23 protein-coding genes are annotated in these 20631 nt (G+C 43.5%); 8 read left to right on the forward strand and 15 right to left on the reverse strand.

The window, feature by feature from the left end; all coding sequences use genetic code 11:
• Window position 1: 1 nt before the first annotated feature.
• From ACXQIQ_RS09495 to ACXQIQ_RS09505, 3 genes are read right to left on the reverse strand one after another with little or no spacing between them, the layout of a single operon-like run.
• Window positions 2-733 carry an EcsC family protein gene (locus tag ACXQIQ_RS09495; RefSeq protein WP_439299005.1) on the reverse strand — a complete coding sequence of 244 codons (732 nt, stop codon included), beginning with the start codon at window positions 731-733 and terminating at the stop codon, window positions 2-4.
• Between the two features lie 19 nt (window positions 734-752).
• Window positions 753-1991 carry an ABC transporter permease gene (locus tag ACXQIQ_RS09500; protein ID WP_439299004.1) on the reverse strand — a complete coding sequence of 413 codons (1239 nt, stop codon included), beginning with the start codon at window positions 1989-1991 and terminating at the stop codon, window positions 753-755.
• Window positions 1992-1994: 3 nt separating this feature from the next.
• Complete coding sequence (locus ACXQIQ_RS09505; protein WP_439299003.1) at window positions 1995-2732, reverse strand: ABC transporter ATP-binding protein; 738 nt, start codon at window positions 2730-2732, stop codon at window positions 1995-1997.
• A gap of 570 nt (window positions 2733-3302) precedes the next feature.
• Here ACXQIQ_RS09505 and ACXQIQ_RS09510 point away from each other — a divergent pair.
• Window positions 3303-3725: an HIT family protein gene (locus tag ACXQIQ_RS09510; protein ID WP_439299002.1), complete on the forward strand. Its 423-nt coding sequence runs from the start codon at window positions 3303-3305 to the stop codon at window positions 3723-3725.
• 57 nt (window positions 3726-3782) lie between these two features.
• Here ACXQIQ_RS09510 and ACXQIQ_RS09515 read toward each other — a convergent pair whose 3' ends face one another.
• Window positions 3783-4715: a hypothetical protein gene (locus ACXQIQ_RS09515; protein WP_439299001.1), complete on the reverse strand. Its 933-nt coding sequence runs from the start codon at window positions 4713-4715 to the stop codon at window positions 3783-3785.
• 116 nt (window positions 4716-4831) lie between these two features.
• On the opposite strand from ACXQIQ_RS09515, the gene serC reads away from it, so the two are divergent.
• A complete protein-coding gene (gene serC / locus ACXQIQ_RS09520) occupies window positions 4832-5923 on the forward strand; it encodes a 3-phosphoserine/phosphohydroxythreonine transaminase (RefSeq protein ID WP_439299000.1) in 1092 nt (363 codons plus the stop codon).
• Window positions 5924-6061: 138 nt separating this feature from the next.
• Entirely contained in the window at window positions 6062-6580 is a 519-nt protein-coding gene (locus ACXQIQ_RS09525) for a tryptophan transporter (RefSeq protein ID WP_439298999.1), read from the forward strand.
• A gap of 26 nt (window positions 6581-6606) precedes the next feature.
• Here ACXQIQ_RS09525 and ACXQIQ_RS09530 read toward each other — a convergent pair whose 3' ends face one another.
• Window positions 6607-7029, reverse strand: a complete 423-nt coding sequence (locus ACXQIQ_RS09530; RefSeq protein WP_439298998.1) for a YkvA family protein — start codon at window positions 7027-7029, stop codon at window positions 6607-6609.
• A 570-nt stretch (window positions 7030-7599) separates the two neighbouring features.
• Between ACXQIQ_RS09530 and ACXQIQ_RS09535 the strand changes: the two genes are divergently transcribed.
• Together ACXQIQ_RS09535 and ACXQIQ_RS09540 are read left to right on the forward strand one after the other, a co-directional pair.
• On the forward strand, window positions 7600-7971 hold the full coding sequence (locus ACXQIQ_RS09535; RefSeq protein ID WP_439298997.1) for a YtxH domain-containing protein: 372 nt from the start codon (window positions 7600-7602) through the stop codon (window positions 7969-7971).
• Window positions 7972-8531: 560 nt separating this feature from the next.
• The gene (locus ACXQIQ_RS09540) at window positions 8532-9155 is read left to right on the forward strand and encodes an HTH-type transcriptional regulator Hpr (protein WP_439298996.1); all 624 of its coding nucleotides are present in this window, start codon (window positions 8532-8534) and stop codon (window positions 9153-9155) included.
• Here ACXQIQ_RS09540 and ACXQIQ_RS09545 read toward each other — a convergent pair.
• On the reverse strand, window positions 9148-9504 hold the full coding sequence (locus ACXQIQ_RS09545) for a DUF1878 family protein (protein WP_439298995.1): 357 nt from the start codon (window positions 9502-9504) through the stop codon (window positions 9148-9150). The two genes, ACXQIQ_RS09540 and ACXQIQ_RS09545, sit on opposite strands and share 8 nt — an antisense overlap.
• 224 nt (window positions 9505-9728) lie before the next feature.
• Between ACXQIQ_RS09545 and ACXQIQ_RS09550 the strand changes: the two genes are divergently transcribed.
• Entirely contained in the window at window positions 9729-10265 is a 537-nt protein-coding gene (locus ACXQIQ_RS09550; RefSeq protein ID WP_439298994.1) for a DUF3267 domain-containing protein, read from the forward strand.
• A gap of 53 nt (window positions 10266-10318) precedes the next feature.
• Here the strand turns inward: ACXQIQ_RS09550 and ACXQIQ_RS09555 are convergent, their stop codons facing one another.
• On the reverse strand, window positions 10319-10906 hold the full coding sequence (locus ACXQIQ_RS09555; protein ID WP_439298993.1) for a YpmS family protein: 588 nt from the start codon (window positions 10904-10906) through the stop codon (window positions 10319-10321).
• 106 nt (window positions 10907-11012) lie between these two features.
• Between ACXQIQ_RS09555 and ACXQIQ_RS09560 the strand changes: the two genes are divergently transcribed.
• Complete coding sequence (locus tag ACXQIQ_RS09560) at window positions 11013-11204, forward strand: hypothetical protein (RefSeq protein ID WP_268963907.1); 192 nt, start codon at window positions 11013-11015, stop codon at window positions 11202-11204.
• A gap of 156 nt (window positions 11205-11360) precedes the next feature.
• On the opposite strand, the gene ACXQIQ_RS09565 is transcribed toward ACXQIQ_RS09560, so the two are convergent.
• Window positions 11361-11450, reverse strand: a complete 90-nt coding sequence (locus tag ACXQIQ_RS09565) for a YjcZ family sporulation protein (RefSeq protein ID WP_439298992.1) — start codon at window positions 11448-11450, stop codon at window positions 11361-11363.
• A gap of 92 nt (window positions 11451-11542) precedes the next feature.
• Window positions 11543-11629, reverse strand: a complete 87-nt coding sequence (locus ACXQIQ_RS09570; RefSeq protein ID WP_439301904.1) for a YjcZ family sporulation protein — start codon at window positions 11627-11629, stop codon at window positions 11543-11545.
• A gap of 214 nt (window positions 11630-11843) precedes the next feature.
• On the opposite strand from ACXQIQ_RS09570, the gene ACXQIQ_RS09575 reads away from it, so the two are divergent.
• Complete coding sequence (locus tag ACXQIQ_RS09575) at window positions 11844-12755, forward strand: peptidylprolyl isomerase (RefSeq protein WP_439298991.1); 912 nt, start codon at window positions 11844-11846, stop codon at window positions 12753-12755.
• A gap of 304 nt (window positions 12756-13059) precedes the next feature.
• Here the strand turns inward: ACXQIQ_RS09575 and ACXQIQ_RS09580 are convergent, their stop codons facing one another.
• The 6 genes from ACXQIQ_RS09580 to ACXQIQ_RS09605 form a co-directional block, all read right to left on the reverse strand.
• Window positions 13060-13332: a sporulation YhaL family protein gene (locus tag ACXQIQ_RS09580; protein ID WP_439298990.1), complete on the reverse strand. Its 273-nt coding sequence runs from the start codon at window positions 13330-13332 to the stop codon at window positions 13060-13062.
• Window positions 13333-13403: 71 nt separating this feature from the next.
• A complete protein-coding gene (gene yhaM / locus ACXQIQ_RS09585; protein WP_439298989.1) occupies window positions 13404-14372 on the reverse strand; it encodes a 3'-5' exoribonuclease YhaM in 969 nt (322 codons plus the stop codon).
• Window positions 14373-14388: 16 nt separating this feature from the next.
• The gene (locus tag ACXQIQ_RS09590; RefSeq protein WP_439298988.1) at window positions 14389-15597 is read right to left on the reverse strand and encodes an MFS transporter; all 1209 of its coding nucleotides are present in this window, start codon (window positions 15595-15597) and stop codon (window positions 14389-14391) included.
• 33 nt (window positions 15598-15630) lie between these two features.
• Window positions 15631-16965 (reverse strand): sensor histidine kinase, encoded by a 1335-nt coding sequence (locus tag ACXQIQ_RS09595; RefSeq protein WP_439298987.1) that lies wholly within the window; start codon window positions 16963-16965, stop codon window positions 15631-15633.
• Window positions 16962-17633: a response regulator transcription factor gene (locus ACXQIQ_RS09600; RefSeq protein ID WP_439298986.1), complete on the reverse strand. Its 672-nt coding sequence runs from the start codon at window positions 17631-17633 to the stop codon at window positions 16962-16964. The genes ACXQIQ_RS09595 and ACXQIQ_RS09600 overlap by 4 nt, the downstream gene beginning before the upstream one ends.
• 25 nt (window positions 17634-17658) lie before the next feature.
• Window positions 17659-20631 carry an ATP-binding protein gene (locus ACXQIQ_RS09605; RefSeq protein WP_439298985.1) on the reverse strand — a complete coding sequence of 991 codons (2973 nt, stop codon included), beginning with the start codon at window positions 20629-20631 and terminating at the stop codon, window positions 17659-17661.

Raw genomic sequence — 20631 nt, forward strand, 5'->3', positions numbered from 1 at the left:
ATCAGCCTCTTCTTTCTTGTAACGTTCTTAATCGATAACAGTTCATGGCGGTTTCACCCAGTTGATCGAGGAAATTGTAATTCGCATACGCTCCGACGATCGCCCCGAATCCGGGGATCATTTGAAGCATTTTCGCCAAATCGATATGGTCCCGATACGTGATTTGGAACTTCTTCCAATCATAGTCCTCCTGGATCGAGGATTTCGAATGCCATTTCTGTTTCGTCTCCTCCCAGTTTTTGATCGCATCGTAAGTCTCTCTGCGAACGTCATCACTGGAAAAAGCGAGCAAGAACACGTGAAGTAGGAAGACCCTTTCCTGGACATCTTTCGTATCGTATCCATAGATCCTCGCTGCTTCGAAAAGGAACCTCATCTTGATGCCGAGCAACAATGGGAAATCGGCCAGCCCCCAAAGGATACCACCCGCACCCGTTCCTGCCCCTTCTGCCATGGCTGTCTTTTTATATGCTGCTTTCCTTTCAATTAATAACGCATCACGTTCTTCTAATGACACACCAAGTACCGGAGGTTTTTTCGTCGTAAACTCCGTTCCGGTCAAAGTCGCTTTCACCATATTCCGGATACTGTTGGTCACAACGTTATGCACCTTCTCTGGGATCCGATCATTAATCTGTTGCTGGATCCGTTTTGCGGCTCTTTTATAAAGGGGAGAGCGCTTCAGGATTCGCCTCTCCCATTCTTGGAGCTCATTTTGTATTCGACTTTCCAAGTGAGTCCAACTCCTTTGTTTATGACGAACGACCTGCAATGATAAATCGTTTACTCAACTGCTTGAACAATACAATCCTTACGAACGCCAAGACAAGGAACAGTCCAGTTATAAGTACGATGCCTGTATGGAAAAAGGACATATGCTTCAAATAGCTCGCTATCGTAAATAAAGCGACCTGAATCAGCATGATCTTCATCAACAGATTCTGGAATGTCTCAAACCGGATTTCCCTTGAGACAGGATACAGGTCTACCCAGACTTTCAGATCGTAATGTGGCCACATCGTCGTAAGTTGGATCGCTGTCATGTACAGGATCAGCACATTCGCCGTCCATAACAACATACCGGATGGCAAAATAATCATCAATACGATTCCGATGACCGTCAATCGCAAGAAAATGCCAAAGTAATCGTTTGAACGGATGAACGCTCTGGAATACATATAGCTATATATATTACGCGATGGACCGGACAACAAATTGAGGATCGGAGTCGCCCATGCCCTGTTCTTCACTTTCCGATTCAGTTGAGGAACCTCGACGAACATATTCGCAATCCGATAGAAAAGCATCAATGCGTCATTTTCGAGTCCGATCAACCGCTCCCACTTTAACGTATGGTTGTTGGCCAACGGACGATAAACCACTATATAGAGAATGGCCAATCCGACGACCAGGACCCCTGTAACGATCCAGAAACCTTGAAGGATGGAATAAAGCGTCAAGAGGACGGCCGCAAGGCGGATGATCGGTAACGTCTTCCGCTTCGTTCCATCAGGCACTCGTAATTCTTCCCATCTGGCGAAAAGATTCCAGCCTGTCAGGAGTAAAATCAACAGGATACTCGCGAAGTAAGAAGCCCGTTCCGAGGTTACCTGGGAGAAATACAACGGTCCAAGGACAAGTAGGACGAGCAGTACATTAAAGGCTTGCATCGTATAGCTGTATAATAAGGATCGCTGTATATAAGGTCGGAACCTCTGTTCCAAAGGCAGGAGGAAGTTCGCATCCGGGTACTTCAGAAAGGTACGGATCTTTCCTCTTCCAACCATGAAGAATAGAATGATCGTCATCAATTCCACCGCAGGAAAGTTCTCTGGCAGGACCTTCAACAGCTGTCCATAATAAAAACTACCGACCAGAATCGCCACATAGATTGAAAATAAGAATCCGCTGTTTCCGATGTAACGTAAATATTTGATGGCCATGCTCCAAAATTCGTTCGCACGTTCTTTCCATAGTGTCTTTACACCCATAGGTTAAGCTCCTTTAGTGATTTGGACATAGATCTCATCCAATGTCGCATTCGGCATGTTCATTTTCTGTTGGATTTCGGTGAGGGTTCCACTTTCCATCACCTGTCCTTCATGTAAAATGACGAAGCGATCACAGTAGCGTTCTGCAGTGGAAAGGATGTGCGTAGATAAAAGGACCCCGGTACCCCGCTCCTTCACCTGGATGATCAGATCGAGGAACGATTGGATTCCGAGTGGATCCAGCCCGACGAAAGGTTCATCGACGACGAATAAAGAAGGTCGGACCAAAAACGCACACATGATCATGACTTTCTGTTTCATCCCTTTGGAAAATTGACTCGGATACCATTTCAGCTTATTTTCCATCCGGAACTCTTTCAGCAATGGATCGACCCGTTTTTTCAAATCCTCTGCGTTGATATCATAGGCCATGGCGGTCAGTTCAAGATGTTCCCAAAGCGTCAATTCATCGTACAGTACCGGTGTTTCTGGGATGTAGGCGATTTGTGAACGATAATGATCGGGACCTTTGGCGATTTGTTTTCCGTTCACTCGAATCGCACCCGAAATCGGCTCCATCAATCCTAGAATATGCTTGATGGATGTACTTTTGCCGGCTCCATTCAGGCCGATGAGTCCTATGATTTCTTTTTGATTCACTTGGAAATTCACGTTATGTAAAACAGGCTGCTGTTGGCTATAGCCTCCTGTCAGATCTTCTACCTCAAGTACACGTTCCATACTGAACCCCTTTCCGGCTTTCATCTGTTTTTTCTATCATACCAAATTCATCGTCGGTACGCTCAAACTCTAGCAATCGGGTATGTAACGAAGATTTTTTGGAAAGGATGATAGGTGAAGAAGGTATCCCCTCTTCTTCAAAAGAAAAGAGAAAGAGATTGCTGTTGTGTAATCCAACTTCTTGGAGAGAAGCTGATGGCGAGATGCTATCGTGACTCTTCTGACAATGACCACTTTCCCAAGCCATTGTTCATGATCTCTTGTTTCTCTTTTCTTCTCTGACCTCTCCGGAGAGCTCTATCATTGGATAGGGCTCTTCAATTTTTTCTAAAGAGAATGAGAGATACTATACATGAAAAGGGACTCCTGAGGTCGCAACACGACGAATGGGCTCACCGCACGCCCCGCGGAAAGCGAGCATCCTGGAGCGGAAATCAACGACTTACAAGAGCAACAAAGTTTGCGAATAAAGCCTTATATTTTATCCATCCCCCTTGTATTGGGACGACTTCTTCCCTCTATGATACAATGACAACAACAAACCATCATTCTCAGAAAGGTGTGAGCTTCATGCAAGATTGTATCTTTTGTAAGATTGTAAATGGTGACATCCCTGCAGCAAAAGTATATGAAGATGAGCACGTTTTTGCATTTCTAGACATCAGTCAAGTGACGAAAGGGCACACGCTCGTCATCCCGAAAGAGCATCACAAAAACCTATACGAATTGCCAGCAGAGGCAGCTGAAAAAGTGTTTTCCGTCGTACCGAAAATTGCAAATTCCATCAAGGATGCATACGATCCAATCGGGCTGAACCTCCTGAACAATAATGAGGAACCGGCTGGACAGTCCGTCTTCCATTATCATGTACATATCATCCCCCGCTACGGACATGGAGATGGATTCGGCGCCGTTTGGAAAACGAATGAAAGCGAATATTCCTCTGAGCAATTGCAAGAAATCGCGAACAAAATTTCAGAACCGCTCCTGTAATACGAGTAAAAGGCGACTTATTGAAAAGTCGCCTTTTTTTCATTTCCTTATTCGCTCTTATTTATAGATGGCCAATAGCTTCCGAACGTCTTCCGCATCCTTTTTCAAAAGTGACCGCTTCATTTCACCGACTTTATGGATGTAATCCGGTTCACTCCAGTCGGGATGATCGAACCTGGCATCGAATTGTTGGAGCCATTGTTGCATTTCTTTATAAAAAGTCGTATTCCATCTGAGTTGATGGATGAACTCCTCTCGCGTTCCATGGAACTGAAAACGATCTTTCACCAAATCGAGCATATCCGCTTGCCACTTCGCGGGAATTTTAGATTCGCCTCTGATGTCCTTGAACCGGAACCACTGGTCATCTATCTGCAAGGCATGTGGATAATAGTACGCATATACCGAATCAAATCGCTCCCCATTCGCCGTGATCAGCTTTTGCCCCCGATGTTCACGAAGAACATAGCCTCCTTCTGTACGGTTCATATGTTCCAATTGTTCTGGATCGACGAAAGTCAGCCAGATTTCCGTCACAGCATCTTTTACAGGTGCAACGATTGCAGGCAGTGAACCATATGGCGCTAGGAATGATCCATACACAATGTCAGAATCGACCATGGACGCTCTCAGATTCAGGACGAAATCGTTCAAGTTCTTATTCAAATTGAACTTATACCTGAGCTGGGCGAGACATATGTTGGAACCATATGCCACTAAAGGAACTCTCTCTTCTAAAGGCAATAATTCATTTTCATGAAGAAAATCTCCGATGGATAACGTATAGTCGGAGGGGTCCTGAAAAGAGCCCGCCAGTGAGGAAGAATCAGAAACTTCAACCTTCAGATCTTCAATGGACACGCCTTTCTTCTCAATGATCCGATGTGCTTTCCCTTCGAAATAAATGAACGAAGAGGCCGGTCTTGGTCCTGGATAAATATCCGGGTGATCATAAGGGCTGACATCGATCGGTTTATTTTCTTTATACATGTTTTCATCCCCTTACATCTCTGGTGCAATTCAAGTATAATGAATTTTCAGACTCATTACTATAACGAAAAAACGCGATGATCAATCCTCGAAAATGGAGCAAGGAGTGTCGTTTAATGGAGAAAATGGTTTTCAACCCTGGTCCAACCGCCCTGCCCGATGAAGTCCTTTCAAAAGCCAAAGCAGGCTTAGGAAAAGAAACGTATGAAGGCTTGTCCCTTCTTGAATTAAGTCATCGTAGTACAGAATATCAAGCGATCCATGACAATGCAAAGCAAGCTCTCCGTCGTTTCTTGAACATTCCGGCTACACATGAGGTCCTTCTTTTACAAGGAGGTGCCAGCCTGCAGTTTACGATGGCTCCGATGAATTTGTTGCGGACTTTTACATGTGGGTATCATATCGTAACTGGCTCCTGGAGTAAAAAAGCGTACTCTGAATCCAAAAAGATCGGTACGACACACATGCTGACAAGCAGTGAAGACGCCAAATTCTCCTACATCCCCAAGGCAACCGATTGGCACTCCACTCAATTGGATCCTGATGGTTATGTACATATCACAAGCAACAATACGATCTACGGCACCCAGTGGCAAAATTTCGAACAACTACCTTCTCTTCCACTCGTGGTGGATATGTCCAGCGACATCGGTACAAGACCGATTCCATGGGAAAAAGTTGCGCTAGCCTATGCAGGTGCTCAGAAAAACCTTGGTGCATCTGGTGTTACAGCTGTATTCATCCGGAAGGATCTGCTATCTCGTGATTCTTCAGATTTGCCCGCCATGCTTGATTACAAAACGCATGCGGAAAAAGGCTCCCTTTTCAATACCCCGCCGACGTTCAATATCTATGTATTGGGTTTGATGGTCGACTGGATGATCGAACAAGGTGGAATGGACGAATTCCAGAAAAGGAGCGAGCAAAAATCTCAGTTGCTTTACGAGCTCATCGATGACAGTGATGGTTTCTATACCGGTCATGCAAAATCATCCAGCCGTTCTCAAATGAATGTCACCTTCCAGCTGCCGGACGAACAACTGAACAAACGTTTCTTAGAAAGTGCGAAGCAATCAGGCTTTGTCGGCTTATCCGGGCACCGGTCCATCGGCGGATGCCGCGCATCTTTATATAACGGAATCACATTAGAGGCTTGCGAGAAACTGGTTGAATTCTTGGCGTCTTTTCGTCGCACACATACGAAATGATGGAAGAAAGTGTATAGGACAAATTCCTTCCCATCTACTGGCATCCTTGATAAAATAGTCACATCCGTTTAACTCGCAATAGGCACGAGCGCACTATTGGGGTAGACGAGACGAGTTGAGAAGAGGAGAGGATTCACAATGAAATCCATTCAATTAGCTTTAATTGGAGTATTACTTGCAGTAGGTCTTGTATTGCACGCTATCATTCCAGGGATTTTAGGAGCGATGAAGATCGATATGCTCCTGACGATGATGTTCCTGGCGATCATCCTATTCCCGAATAAAAAAAGCGTCGCAGTCACAGCCTTGGCGACAGGCGTCATTTCTGCGTTGACGACGACTTTCCCAGGTGGTCAGCTTGCTAATCTGATCGACAAACCAATTACCGCTTTCGTCGTATTCGGTTTATATCTTACATTAAAAAAATACCACGGGAATGTGGTATTAGTGTCATTCCTGACCGCTGTCGGCACAGTCATCAGCGGTGCGATCTTCTTAGGAGCCGCAGCAATCATCACCGGGTTACCGGCACCTTTTGCCGCACTGTTCCTAACAGTCGTCATCCCGACTACCATCGTCAACACGATCGTCATGACCGTACTGTATCCGATTTTACAAATGGTAACAAAAAGATCCAACTTCGCATATAACGCATAAATAGAAAAGCGCAAAAAAACCGATGCCTATCCAATGGTATCGGTTTTCTTCTTTTCATCTTCTTCCCATGATAAAAATTGCTGCAGTTCATTGTTGACTGTTTTCCAGATGTATCCGATTACGGCGATGTCATCCACTAAGCCTAAACCAGCGATAAAATCCGGTATAGCATCCACTGGACTCAAGAAATACAATAATCCGGCTGTGACCATAACGATGGATTTTTTAGAGATATCTCTATAGTTTCCGAGACGATATTGATCCACAAGGCGAATCAACGCTTGTATCTTGTCCAAAAATCCTCTTAAGGCCTCCTGGATGTCATCTTTTTGGAGCTTTGCACGTACATTCTGGACCATGTTCCCGCTTTCCGACTCATCGGCAATCAGGACACGTGCCCTTTTCAACATTTTCCTGAAGTACATGAATACCTTGATCTTCTTCAACATCTCAACCGCCTCCTTCTTATCTTATTTTCCACATCTTTCTTCATCTTAATCCGATAAGGGAAGTTTGCCAAGATGCTAATTGAAAGTATTCTGGTATCATTCGAGAGGTTTGGATACACTACATTGGGACGAATCCGTTGTCATCAAAATTTGATCACGAAAAAAAGAACGACAAGCAAGAGACAGACACTTCCGATCACACCGAAGAGCTTTCCGATACTTTGTTTCTTATAGACACTCACATTTCGGAATGAGTACCTTTTCGTATCGAGAAACATCCTTGTCATTAGAAATAAAAGAAGTAAGCCGAGTATGGCCAGTACGATTATTCCGTAGATCATCTCACATCACCCCATATCATCCTATGATAGAGACAACCGGTTTATTCCCCGAGTATTGTTTTATCATGTCGATTTCATGGGAATGTTTTGTAGAAATGGTCGAACGATTTATAGAGGTTTATCGAAAGGTCTCGCGAATTATGTATTAAGAGACTTGTCTTGTTTGCCCTGAACATGTCACATGATCTGGTCAGATGAGAAAAGATCACGAAAGGAGAAGGTATCTAGGATGAAGAAAACTCAAAAATCAGTATTAATCGGCTTTGCGGTAGGAAGTATCGTCACGGCGGCAGCAACTCTATTATCGACACCGAAGTCAGGTCGGGAGCTCCGTAAAGACATTAAGGATTCGACTAATAAATTGAAGCTCACGATCATGGATGTGAAGAAGGAAGGCATCAGCCTGAAGGAACAGATCGTACAAGTTTCTAAAGAAGGTGTCGATGCGTTCAAGGAAGTCGCTACCGATTTGAAGGAAGATATCAAATCGTGGAGAAAAGACATCGAGCCGAACGTTGAAAACATCAAGGAAGACATGGATACGATCCAAGAATCGGTTTCTGAACTTCAAGAAGAATCAAAGAAACCAGTTAAGAAATAATCCATAAGCTACAAAGCTGTCCCACAGGGGCAGCTTTTTTATGTTGGTGGTGTTAAAATCTTCATAATCATTACTATCACTACGAGTGTATGCCTCTCTTAGGGAAGAATAGCTCCTATTCATTACCATCACTAAGGTTTTTGCCTCCCATAGGGATGAATAGCCCTTATTCATTACCATCACCTTGGGTTTGACCCTCTCATAGGGATGATTAGCCCTTATTCATTACCATCACCGCGGGTTTGACCCTCTCATAGGGAGGATTAGTACTAAAATGCATTTTGTGGCAAAATGAGAAACAATCTAAACCTTTTTTACAAGTTGCCGATAATAGATGAGTAATACAAACTATTGTACAATAATAGAAATTCCATTAATTTTAAATTTTTCTTATCGATAAAAAAAGGTTTTGTCCTTTTTTGTCGAAATTAGACTAATATACACTACAATTTACATAGATTTAGACAGTTCTTACTGTTAAGAAGTTATGAATAGTTGGATATTTCGCTTTATAAATCTAACAATTCCTGTCATAATTAAGTTAAGAATGGAGGCTCATTATGGAAAACAAGAAAGATTTTTCAATGAAGGAAGCAATGATGTTCAGTCACAAAGTTGCTCAAATCAGCAAAGCGATGTGGAAATGCGTAGAAAAAGACTGGCAAGGATGGATCAAACCATTTGGCCTGAATATTAACGAGCATCATATCCTCTGGATCGCCTACCACTTGGAAGGAGCTTCGATCTCTGACATCTCCAAGTATGGTGTCATGCACGTTTCTACTGCCTTCAACTTTTCCAAAAAGCTTGAAGAACAAGGATATCTGACATTCTCTAAAAAAGAAAACGACAAACGGAACACGTATGTAAAATTAACGGAGTCAGGACGAGATCTTCTGTTAAGGACCATTGAAGCGTATGAGCCTGAAGAATATGGCATTTTCGGTGCCTCACTCAAAATCCGTGAATTATATGGGAAATTCCCTGAGTTCGATGAATTGATGGCTGTCATCAGAAGTGTGTACGGCAATGAATTCATGTCCATTCTCGATACAACGGTTACAAAAATTGACCAGGAATTTGACGAAGTAAACGGTCAATTGCTTCCGAACAAAAATAATCCAGATGCAAAACACCTTGACGAACAGGAAGACGAAGAAACTGAAAAATTAGCCACTACTTAATTTGACTTTCTTTCTCTTTCATCATCTCAATTAACTCTGCAGTCAAGATTTTGAAATACCCTTGTCTGTTCAGAGCATTTGCAGTCATGAAAGGATGCAAAGTCAAATTAAGCATGCCTACATAATGAAGAAGAAGAGGAGTCTGATCGAGCATACCGGCTTCTCTTAAATCTTCCTTTTTGCGTTCCAACTCTTCGAACAACCGATAAATGTCTTCAACCTCTCCTTCACTCAAGTTTTTCTCCACAATCATCCGATACCATGGATATTCTTTCTCATCCATCGTTCTGATCAGCAACTGTTGATAGAAAGAAAGACGATCAATCTTCTCACGATCTTGATCATTCATTTTAAAACACTTCCTATACTGGTTAAATCCATCGTTTTCTTACTCTTTATTGTACCCCCACTTTCCCTGCGTGAAAATACTTCCAAATGCTTTATAATTTTTTTGTAAAACCTATTGATTTTTTAAATAAAACATCGTAATGTATGTACGTGGTTTTTGAAAAGTAAGGTTTTCACCTTTTTCCACACTTAATGAACAATCCTAATAAAAGAAGGTGATTCAGCATGAATTGCTTCAAGTCAATCAACTTAATCAGAGAATACGGTAAATTGCGATTAGGGCTCCTTTCGACGATGTTCAGTCTGACGTATTTTATCGTTTATTTTATGTTGTTTAGAATGTTTCACCCGGAAACAATCTACACTCAAACCGGCTTGTTGTCGATTTTGGTACTGGCTGTTTTGATTATTCCATTGCATACATTGTTGCATTGTATACCGATTTGGATGACGGGAAAAAAAGCTTGGATGGAGTTGGCAGATAACCGTTTCTCGTTCTTCTGCCGTATTCCGGACGTATTGCCAAAGAGAACAGCATTAATTGCGGTCTCATTCCCGCTTGTTGTCATTACCTCAGTTTCATTAGTAGGTCCTTTGTTCTTCCCGGAATACTTGCATGTATTTGCGATTGTCTCCACATTGAACATGTTCTATTGTCTTAAAGACTTGATCTATGTGATGCACTTGTGGAATGCACCGAGTGATTCTTTCTTAGAAGACAGTCCGACAGGATTCCAAATCATCGTACGTCGTACTTTTTAAAATTAAAAGTCGCAACATCCACAAACAAAAAAGGCTGCCGAGGCAGCCTTTTTTTATTCTTCTGTAATGTAATACACCTTGAAACGGATATTATCTTCTTCAAGATCGAATGAATCTGCTTTCAAGAACAACTGATCCTGAAATTTGTATTCGGTCAACTTCACGAGTATCGTTTCTTCATTATCATTGATTTCCACCCACGGAGGCAATTTCGTACTGCCTTTGATGAACTCCAAAATTTTCTCACCCGGAAGTTTCAGTGCTCCAAGCTTGATTGATTCCTCTTTTAAAATCAGATTCCCGTTATCAAGCACTTGTGGTTCGAAGTCCATCGTAAAGTCCACTTGATTAGAAAAGAATGTAAAATAGCCGGTTACCTGGACATTATCTTTCAGACGGACATCATAATCGAATTTAGGATTTCGTCCTGATTTCAATTCGGTCAACTGTTCTTTAATGAGGAAATTCAATTGTTCTTTTGAAGATTCGATATTGAATATCGCTTTCCCCTGTTTCGCTTCCTGCCTTCTCATCTCTTCTTGATTCTGATCGCTGACGAAAATCAAGGATACGACGATGATCGGTACGATGATCATGATGGTAAGCAGTATGAAAAAGGCTGATTTCCACCTGAGTTTCAACGGTTTTCTCCTCCTATCTCTCTTGTCTCATGATAGTTGTCACTGTTCAATTGGTTGATCTTTTGGTATGTTTAATATACAATCTCTAAACGTTGGAGGTTCAATTATGACACTAATCGCAATCTACTATATAGCATTCGCAAGCGTTGTACTATTCTTGTTCAATTCTTTGACGAATCGTCTATGTATCCAAAAAAACATCCCTGCCGAAAAACAGGTGAATGTATTCCGATGGATCAACATCATGATTACGATATTACTGGTAAGCTCCTATATTGAAGTCATTTATGTCTCATAATAACTCATTATTCCCCAGAACGGTTATGGAGCAAACATGGTAACAAGATGATTATATAGGACAGCTTAGCCGAAAGATAGTATGTATTTTTTCGGATAAGTAAACAAGAGGCTGACAAGCAAGTCAGCCTCTTTCTTATTCCCCATTATTATCCTATTAACCTAGACAAGCGCATCCTACGATAATCAAAAGGATGAACAATACGACGATAATCGCGAATCCTTTTCCATATCCGTATCCACCCATGATCTCACCCCCTGTTCTGGTGTTGCTTTATCCTATGCATCCATATAACCCAAAGCATAGGCGGCTATCCTTCGTTTGTTAAAAATTCCTTTCTAACAGAGGCAGCAAGCTCCTATGATGATTAACAAAAGGAACAATACTACGATCAAAGCAAAGCCGCTTCCATATCCGTAACCCATTGCAATCCCTCCTTTTGGTGTACAGTATAGTGTATAAGTCTAGAGCAATTTTGATTAGACCAATGCCCTTATTTTGAAAAACGGGCTCCTGCACAAGCAATTCCAATAAATGTGTATTTTTTCTCATATTTGCGGTCCAGAGTGTATTTTTAATAGAGGGATATGCTATAGTAGAACATGTGAAAAAATTTCTACTTCATAGGAGTGTATGTCGATGAAAAAGTGGATCCTATCCATTGCAGCCGCAACGACGATCTTTGGGGTCGCAGCATGCAGCAATGACGGCGCATCAGGAGACAGTAAGGTCCTGGTGGAAACAAAAGCAGGAGAAGTGACACAAGAGGATTTCTACAATGAGTTGAAGAAACAACCTCAATCCGAACAAATACTTAAAGAGCTCGTACAATATAAAGTTCTTTCTGAGAAATACGAAGTAACGGATAAAGAATTGGATAAAGAAATCGAATACTTGAAGAGTCAATTCGGTGGAGAAGAAGGATTCAAGAACGCTCTTGAACAAAGCGGAATTAAAGGTGAAGATGAACTTCGCGATGTCGTGAAACGTAACCTTGTATTCTTCAAAGCTCAAACCGAAGGAATCGAAGCTTCTGAGGAAGAAATGAAGAAAATGTACGAAGAGCAATATAAAGTAGAAGAAGTAGAAGCTCGTCATATCCTTGTAAAAGACGAGAAAACGGCGAAAGAAGTGAAGCAGAAGCTTGAAGACGGCGGAGACTTCGCTAAATTGGCGAAAGAATATTCTACAGACCCTGGTTCTAAAGAAAAAGGTGGAGAGTTAGGCACATTCGGTCGCGGACAAATGGTCCCTGAATTCGAACAAGCAGCATTCACCCTTGAACCTGGTAAGATTTCTGAGCCAGTGAAATCCCAACACGGCTTCCACATCATTGAAGTGTTGGATCAAAAAACACAATCATTTGAAGATGCAGAATACCAAATCAAGAAAACACTACTTCAGCAAAAAGCTCAAGAGCAAGCACAGAAAAACCCTGAATCCAATCCAATCGACAAAGCTCTAGAAGATGCTGATATCGATGTAAAAGTGGACGAGTACAAAGACTTGTTCAAAAAGGGCGGCTCTGAAAACCCTGAAGAAGCGAAATAAAACGTTCAATAAGGAAGAAGCTGACCTCGCGTCAGCTTCTTTTTTCATATGTGTGGGTTTGTGGAATCGCCAGGAGTTGTGGCGTTTGGGCTATATTTTCTGATTTTGGTCTATAATTCTGGAATCTGATCTATAATTTCTGAATCTGGTCTATAATTCCGAAATCTGGTCTATAATTCTGAAATCTGATCTATAATTCTCATCATCAGGCCCTTTTTGCAGATTTTTTCTTCCTCAAAAATAAAAAAGCTGATTCGACACCCCATTAAGGTTGTGCTGAATCAGCTTTTTCACCTATATATGCTCATTCTCCTGATGCATGGTCTCTTCGCTTCTTTTCTTCTTCAATCCGTTCCATATACACTTTACCTTCTTCTTCGATGTGGACACGATCAAGCTTCTTGTCCTCCATCGCATGGTGCCATGCCCGGTATCCCGAGTAGGCGATTCCGGCCATCACGAAATACATCCACCACGGTACACCTGACAAAACGGGCGTGAGGCTTGCGTATATACCTGTCCATTGCAATAAGACAAAAAATAAAACAACCGTTGCGACTACGTAAAGGCGACGCATCACAATTCCTCCCTTTGTAGACAAGCATTGATATTACAAAGGTATGTAGGAAAACGGTTGTTTATGACAGATTACATATTGGTCGGTACAGTCTTTTTATGATCCATCAGAGGTTTATAGAAGGAACGGTTATCGAGGGCAAAGACACGCTCCGTATATTCACCTGGTTCGACTTTACTCAAGGCACGGTCCATCATGTTCATCTTCGCATCGATGTTATCGATATAATGGAGAATTTCCGCCTCACGGACTAATGGCGGTTTAGGACTTCCCCACTCTGCTTTATGATGGTGGCTCAAGACCATGTGCTGGAGGATGACGACCTCTTCCCCATCAATGTCCAGTTCTTGTGCCGCTTCCTTGATTTCTTCGACCATCATCGTGATGTGTCCAAGCAGATTCCCTTCAAGTGTGTAGCTTGGTGCAACCGGACCGGAGAGTTCCCTCGTTTTTCCAAGGTCATGTAAAATGACACCGGCATAAAGAAGGTCGGTATCCAATGATGGATACAACTGTGCGATCGACTTCGCGAGACGAAGCATCGAGACCACATGGAACGCAAGCCCGGACACAAAGTCATGATGGTTCTTCGTCGCAGCAGGGAAATCCAAGAATGCTTTCTGATGCTTCTTCACGAGGTGACGCGTAATGCGTTGGATGTTCGGGTTTTTCATTTCAAAAATCGCCTGGGTGATCACTTCGATCATTTCATCTTGTGCAATCGGTGCAGTCTCGACGAAATCATGAACACTGACGCCATCCGCTTCATTCGATAATCGGATCTGTTTCACTTTCAACTGATTTTTCCCGCGGTAGCTTGTAATGTCACCCATCACACGCACGATGTACTCAGGCAAATATTGCTTCTCATCTTCAGGTGATGAATCCCAAAGTTTCGCCTCGATATCCCCTGTATGATCCTGGAGAATGAGGGTCATGAACGGCTTGCCTGTACTCGTCACCCCTTTGGATGCTGATTTGATCAGCAGAAAATCATCAAATACATCGCCTACATCATATTGCTGGATACCTCGTTTCATTCCGTTACCTCCTTAATTAATTACTGTTTTCAATTGTACTGTTCTCGACCTTTGATGCTGTCCATACTTTCACTGCGGCCAGTGCAACCAACAATACAGCTGCTCCGAGCAAGTATGGAATATGTATGTTGACCTCGAATAAGAAGCCTGCAACGACAGGTCCGACTGCATTCCCCAGACTCAAAAACGAGTTGTTCAATCCCATGATCGTCCCTTGCTGTTTTCCGGCAAGTTTTGAAATGAAGGAATTGAGTGATGGTCTCAGAATTGAGTTTCCTAAAAAGAAGATGGATACGGTCAAAAGAACCGTCACATAATCAAACGCAAATACCATGAGGACGAACCCGATGGCACTCAACAGTAATGATCCGGATACGACTCTATTGTCTCCGAACCGCTTTGTGAGCCTTCCGACGAGCGTTCCTTGAGCAATGGCACCGATCACGCCCGTCACTGCTACGATCACGCCGACTTCAGCTGGGTCATAACCATACCTCTTCAACGCGTAAAATCCGAAAATGGAAGTGAAGTTCGCTAAGGCGAAGCTCATCACGAAGACAAGCACGAGCAAGAAGCCGACCGGGCTTTTCAGCGCGGTCATCATCCGGACGAGATGATTGACTTTCTCTTCATTCTTCGCTGCTTCCTTGTCTGCATCGGACAACGTTTCTTTCAACATGAATACCGATACGATGGCTGCCAACGTACCTGCGCAACCGGCAATCAAAAATGGTAATGAGAGCTCGATTTCAGCGAGCCAACCACCGATTCCCGGTCCGATGACAATTCCTAACGCCATGGCTGCCCCTAAAAGGCCCATGCCTTTCCCTCGATCTTCTTCTGAGGTGACATCTGCAACATACGCCATTGCTGTCGGCATGATTGCAGAGCCGAAAGTCCCTGCGAGAATTCTGGAAGCGTACAGCATCCATAGATCCGTTGCAAAAGCAAAAATGAATTCCGCTGCAGCAAATCCGAACATCCCTAGGGTGATGAGCGGCTTACGACCGATTCGATCCGATAACCTACCCCAGAACGGGGCAAGCAAAAACTGCATGAATGCGAAGGAAGCGACCAGCAAACCGAGATCCCTTCCTGTTGCGTTGAATGCTTCTACATAGTAAGGGAGAATCGGAATGACCAGTCCGATTCCGACCATGATGATAAATAGGTTCAACATTAATAAAAGCAATGGTGCCGTTTTCTTCTGTTTAGCTTCTACCATGAAATCATCCTTCTAACGACATACGGTCCATATTCAAATGACCATCCGAATCCATACGCCATCCTGATGGTTTTGGACCTCTACAGTACCATTATGAAGTTCTACGATCCGTTTTACAATAGCTAAGCCAAGACCAAACTGCCCCTTATTGCTTTTCTGGAACGGTTCGAACAATCCATCCAGGTCCTCTTCCGGTATGCGCTCCCCATCATTCTTTACAAGCATGTAGGTTCTCCCATCCTTTTGATCGGCCGTAATCTCGATATAAGAGGATGCATAACGGAAAGCATTTTGTATCAGGTTTTCAAATACAACCTCCCACTGCTTGCGGTCACCATGGAAGACCACCTCTTCACCCTCAAGAACGACAGAAAGGTCTTCACGTTGATAACGGAACCGATCCAACACCTCATCGAGCAAGGTACCGAAACGGATTTTCACAGCATCCGGTTCTGTATCTTGCAACATATCCAGCTTTGAAAAGTAGATCATATCCTTGACCCGTTCTTCCATCCGCCCGGATTGCTGAAGGATGACATCCATCATCCCCTCGAGATCCTTTTCAGGCATCACGCCGTCTTTCACGGATTGCGCATAGCTTTTGATCGTCATGATCGGTGTCTTCAATTCATGGGAAGCGTGTTGGATGAACATTTTCTGAGACTCGTCATTCCGGATGAGATTCTGCCTCATCCGCTCGAATTGGTTCGATAAAAGCTCGAAATCCTGATCCCCTTTCAGCTGTAACGGCTCTTTCCAATCCCGGTTCCCGATCTGCTCGAACCGCTCTCCGAGAACCACTAAAGGCTTCCGCAAATAATTGGACAACCAGATAGCAGGGATGATGCTGATCAGGATACCGATTAGGAAAATCCATATCAAACGTTCCCAAAGCCGTTGGACGAGCTGATCCCGATAGGTGTCCCACATGTAAGAGACCAGATACGTCGGATTCCCGTTCACTTCTATGGGACGGATGATGTAAAAGAGCGAAGCTTCACGATAGGTCAGTTGGAATTCTCCGACTTGGCCATCCAGCGTTGAAACGTTCTCCCAGATTTTACTCAGTACGACATCCGGTACGACATCCCCTTTCAACAGGAACGATTGATTCCCTAATAGAAGATGTCCGACAGACCGGGTCGCTTCCCTCCGCTCGATGAAATTCATGCTAGAGTCGGGTAGCTGCTGCTCTGGACTCGTCCCTTGCAAAATCAACTCCTGCTGCTCTTCAATTAATCGATACGTTTCGTCTGTGAGGGCTTCCCTCATGGAAAGCGGGTAGATGACCACGACAGAAAGCCCGACCACAAAGACCAGTAGGAAAAATGATAGCCAGATTCTCTGAGCGATACTCAACTGTTTCATGGATGCTCGATCCTATAACCGCCACCGTACAACGTCTCCAAATTCAAGCGGGGCATCTTCTTTCGTACCCGGCGGATGACGTCATCGACTGCTCTTTCTGATCCGACATAATCCTTACCCCAAACGGCCTCAAGGATTTCCGATCGTTTTTTCGTTTCATTCACATGCTCGGATAAAAAGAGGACTACATCGAATTCCTTGGAAGTCAGGTCGATTTCCTCTTCTTTATGGAAAACTTTCCGCTCTATAGGTTGGATGCTGTATTGATTGACCCACCGGGTTTGCAGCCTTCCACCTGGTCCTTCATAGATGCGCTGCAACAGTTTCTTCGCACGGATGACGAGTTCTTTTGGCAGAAACGGCTTGGAAAGATAGTCGTCACTGCCCAATTCCAAACCTTTTACACGGTCGAGATCTTCGTCTCTGGCAGAAGCGAAGATGACAGGGGTTTCCATCTTTTCTTTGATTCGGCGTAAAAGCTCGTATCCATCGATGTCCGGCAGCATGATATCCAACACCCATAGATGAGGAGGGTCTTCCATCGCTTCCAATGCACTGTTGCCATCCGGAAAAACCTTGACCGTCCAGCCTTCCTTTTCCATATACGCTTTCATCAGTAAAGAGAGGTCTGTCTCATCTTCTACCAAATAAATCAAGTAAGCTCCCAAATCTATTCAACTCCTAAATCCATTGTTAGAACGTTTGCGGCTGCATCGTGTTCGGTGAGGGTAATCGGATCGATTCTGTAGATAACGGCTCAGCAGTCGTCTCATGACATGTAAAATAGAGAACCTGTCGCTCCTTCGCGATCGTTTGTATCAATTCAGATGCAAGAATTCTTCGCTTCTGATCAAAGTTAACGAGGATATCGTCCATGATCAGTGGGAACGCTCCGCTATTCTCATATTCCCCTGCCAATGCAAACCGTAGTGCGAGATACAGTTGTTCCATCGTTGCGCGACTCAATTCTTCTGGTCTGAAAAGGATTGAATCGTTCCGTTCAATGAGGAAACTTTCTTCCCCTTTCGGAGCAATCAATCTGGTATATCTTCCTTCAGTCAGTTTATCGAGATAGTTTTCAGCCCGACGCATGACTCTTGGTTGTCTTTCAGCTTGATAGTTTTGTTTCGCCACATTCAATGCGTGCTGGGCTGTCCTGTAAATCGCCCATTGCTTTGCTTGCTCGTTGAATTCACTTTTCGCCATTTCAAGGGCATGCAGTTGATTGGAGTAGGATCCGTCTTCTTCCAGGTGTGTGATATTCGCCTGAAGTGTGGCACATTCATCTCTTAAACCATCGATTCTTCCATCAGCCTGTTCAATTTGATGATTCAACTCATTCAACCGTTCCTTCGTCTGTTCAAAGGTCTGCTTTATATCCATCAGTTCATCCACAGTCTCTTCGGTAATCGAATGTTCCAGCTGAGCATTGACCAACTGCAATTGCTCCATAAGATTGTTGAACTTTTCGTTGGCTTTCCCTTTCGACCAGAAGGTCTCTTCATCATTGACTTCCGCTGTGGCGAAAAGCTTCTTCATTTCATTCTCATACTGTGATGCTTTCTTTTGGAAGCCTTCCATCCGTTTCAGAAGATCCTCCTGCTCTTTTTCCAAGTGCTTCAATTGCTCTTGTTTTTCAAGCTCTTGTTTCAATTCTGATACTAATCGATTCATTTCTCGGTCAAGATCATGGCGATCGGAAATGGTATTTTGAGAGAGCCGTTGAAGTTTAGACATGAGTCGATCCATTTCATTTTGAAATTGTACACGTCTTGATTTAAGTTTCTCCAATTCCATTACCCGGCGCTTCAACCTATCAATCCGATCGAACAGCTCAAGCATCATATCATTCGGTACATGATCAGGCATATTGAAGGTTTGCCGCCAAGAGTGCAGCTCCTCCTTTACTTGAATGTCGTCAAGTTCCCATTGATCATATAACCTTGCAACCCGTTGATATTGTTTTTCCAAGTCAATCGTCTGCTCTTCCAGGTGCGCTTTCTGAATAGTGAATTGTTGCTGTTCCATCAGGATCTTTTCCAGTTTTTCCTTTTCATTTTCATCATAGTCCTGGTTGGATAACTGGCGCTCCAATTGCTTAATCTCTTCTTCGATGAACTTCCTGTCTGTTCCATTCCCTCTACTATTCAGGATCACACCTGTCCCAGATAAAGCGATACCGATAATCAATCCGGTGATGAGATCTCCGTTCATGATCCAGAATGCGGCGAGGATGATTCCTAATCCGATCAACATCCAAATCATCATCTTTGGGATCGGATACGGATTGTCGGACTTCTGCATTTGCTGTAGGCGGGATAATTGCTCTTTGATTTGAGATGGAGAATGACTCGTAAGGCGTTTCAGTCGTTCCTTATACGCCTCCACCTTCTCCTTTTCTACTAGACGGCTCTTCAGTCTGGCCAGCTTATCTTCGTTTTCTTCCAACTGGACACGTGAATGCTCTAAATCGTGATCTAAACGTTTTTGTTCACTTTCCAGTCGATCCAGTTTTTTCAGTATCGTCGTCAACTGTTGTTTAGAGACTAAATCTGTATTCGCTGAACGTACCTGCTCTTCTGTCCATCCTGTACCGACGGCATCTTTCTCTTCAACAATCTCTGATTCCAAGTGAGAGATTTGCTCGTTCAATTTATCATAGTCGGATTGTCGACCCTGGAACAGATGATAGGAACGTTCCAGCTCGTTAAGTTCAGAGGCTTGCGCCAACCTTTCTGTGTCCAAGTCAAGTTGATCTTTTGTTTGTTCGGTTTGCAGGATTAAATCTTCTAAATGTTGGACTTCACCTTCAAGTTCGAGCATCCGCTCTTTTGCCATCTTCAAACGTTTCAGACCTTCTTCAGGAAAAGGCGTCGCGTTCGGGAGCTCATCCAGTTGTGTCTCGATCGTCCTCTTCTTTTCCAATAAAGGATGTATGGAAAGGAAATGCTGTTGCTTCGATGCTGCCGTTTGCCATCTGGATCTTTCCTGTTCAAGCTCGGACAACTCTTCTTTCTTCACATCGAGCGTTTCCTTCTGTGCTGAGTACTCGTCAAGCTTGCTTGACCACTGTTTCACTTGTTGATCCAGTTCTACCAATTTCTCAAGCTTCTGATTCAAAAGCGGATTCTTGCCGTTCGGCTTGAACAATTTGTTTTGCTCATCTTCAAGGCGATCGGATATCGTGTTCAATTGCTGTGCGCCGGTCAGTCCAGCATTGAACAAGTACTCTCCTAGCTGATCGGCTTTGATTTCATTCACCTTCTGTAGTCCATCCAGGTTGAAGCAGAAAATATTCCGGAATATCATATGGTTCACTTCGGCTAAGACTTGATTGAGCAACTGTTCATCAGCTGTACTTCCGTCTTCGTTAAAAAGCTGGACTGTCCCTGAAGCACCTCCAGTCCGTTCAATGGTCAACATCCCATAACGCTCCGTTTCAATCTTCAACCTTCCGCCATAAGCTTGAGTCGTTTTCGGTTCATACCGGAGTCTCTTTTCGCTTTTCTTCGGAAAACCGAACAGCATGTACTCTACGAAAGCCATCAAGGTCGATTTACCCGACTCATTCTCCCCGAGTATGACCTGGATGTCCTCTGACTCAAAGTCGATCAGACGGTTTTCAAAGCGACCGAAGCCAAAAATATGTAAGCTTTTCAGTTTCAT

This window comes from Pseudalkalibacillus sp. Hm43, assembly GCF_054170705.1.

Coding starts and splice junctions, on each gene's coding strand:
- ACXQIQ_RS09580 (WP_439298990.1), bottom strand. CDS start 13,332: ATGCGTCGCCTTTACGTAGTCGCAACGGTTGTTTTATTTTTTGTCTTA.
- ACXQIQ_RS09605 (WP_439298985.1), bottom strand. CDS start 20,631: ATGAAACTGAAAAGCTTACATATTTTTGGCTTCGGTCGCTTTGAAAAC.
- ACXQIQ_RS09505 (WP_439299003.1), bottom strand. CDS start 2,732: ATGGAACGTGTACTTGAGGTAGAAGATCTGACAGGAGGCTATAGCCAA.
- ACXQIQ_RS09550 (WP_439298994.1), top strand. CDS start 9,729: ATGAATTGCTTCAAGTCAATCAACTTAATCAGAGAATACGGTAAATTG.
- ACXQIQ_RS09500 (WP_439299004.1), bottom strand. CDS start 1,991: ATGGGTGTAAAGACACTATGGAAAGAACGTGCGAACGAATTTTGGAGC.
- ACXQIQ_RS09540 (WP_439298996.1), top strand. CDS start 8,532: ATGGAAAACAAGAAAGATTTTTCAATGAAGGAAGCAATGATGTTCAGT.
- ACXQIQ_RS09565 (WP_439298992.1), bottom strand. CDS start 11,450: ATGGGTGGATACGGATATGGAAAAGGATTCGCGATTATCGTCGTATTG.
- ACXQIQ_RS09515 (WP_439299001.1), bottom strand. CDS start 4,715: ATGTATAAAGAAAATAAACCGATCGATGTCAGCCCTTATGATCACCCG.
- ACXQIQ_RS09545 (WP_439298995.1), bottom strand. CDS start 9,504: ATGAATGATCAAGATCGTGAGAAGATTGATCGTCTTTCTTTCTATCAA.
- ACXQIQ_RS09535 (WP_439298997.1), top strand. CDS start 7,600: ATGAAGAAAACTCAAAAATCAGTATTAATCGGCTTTGCGGTAGGAAGT.
- ACXQIQ_RS09570 (WP_439301904.1), bottom strand. CDS start 11,629: ATGGGTTACGGATATGGAAGCGGCTTTGCTTTGATCGTAGTATTGTTC.
- ACXQIQ_RS09560 (WP_268963907.1), top strand. CDS start 11,013: ATGACACTAATCGCAATCTACTATATAGCATTCGCAAGCGTTGTACTA.
- ACXQIQ_RS09575 (WP_439298991.1), top strand. CDS start 11,844: ATGAAAAAGTGGATCCTATCCATTGCAGCCGCAACGACGATCTTTGGG.
- ACXQIQ_RS09590 (WP_439298988.1), bottom strand. CDS start 15,597: ATGGTAGAAGCTAAACAGAAGAAAACGGCACCATTGCTTTTATTAATG.
- ACXQIQ_RS09530 (WP_439298998.1), bottom strand. CDS start 7,029: ATGTTGAAGAAGATCAAGGTATTCATGTACTTCAGGAAAATGTTGAAA.
- ACXQIQ_RS09595 (WP_439298987.1), bottom strand. CDS start 16,965: ATGAAACAGTTGAGTATCGCTCAGAGAATCTGGCTATCATTTTTCCTA.
- yhaM (WP_439298989.1), bottom strand. CDS start 14,372: ATGAAACGAGGTATCCAGCAATATGATGTAGGCGATGTATTTGATGAT.
- ACXQIQ_RS09525 (WP_439298999.1), top strand. CDS start 6,062: ATGAAATCCATTCAATTAGCTTTAATTGGAGTATTACTTGCAGTAGGT.
- ACXQIQ_RS09510 (WP_439299002.1), top strand. CDS start 3,303: ATGCAAGATTGTATCTTTTGTAAGATTGTAAATGGTGACATCCCTGCA.
- serC (WP_439299000.1), top strand. CDS start 4,832: ATGGAGAAAATGGTTTTCAACCCTGGTCCAACCGCCCTGCCCGATGAA.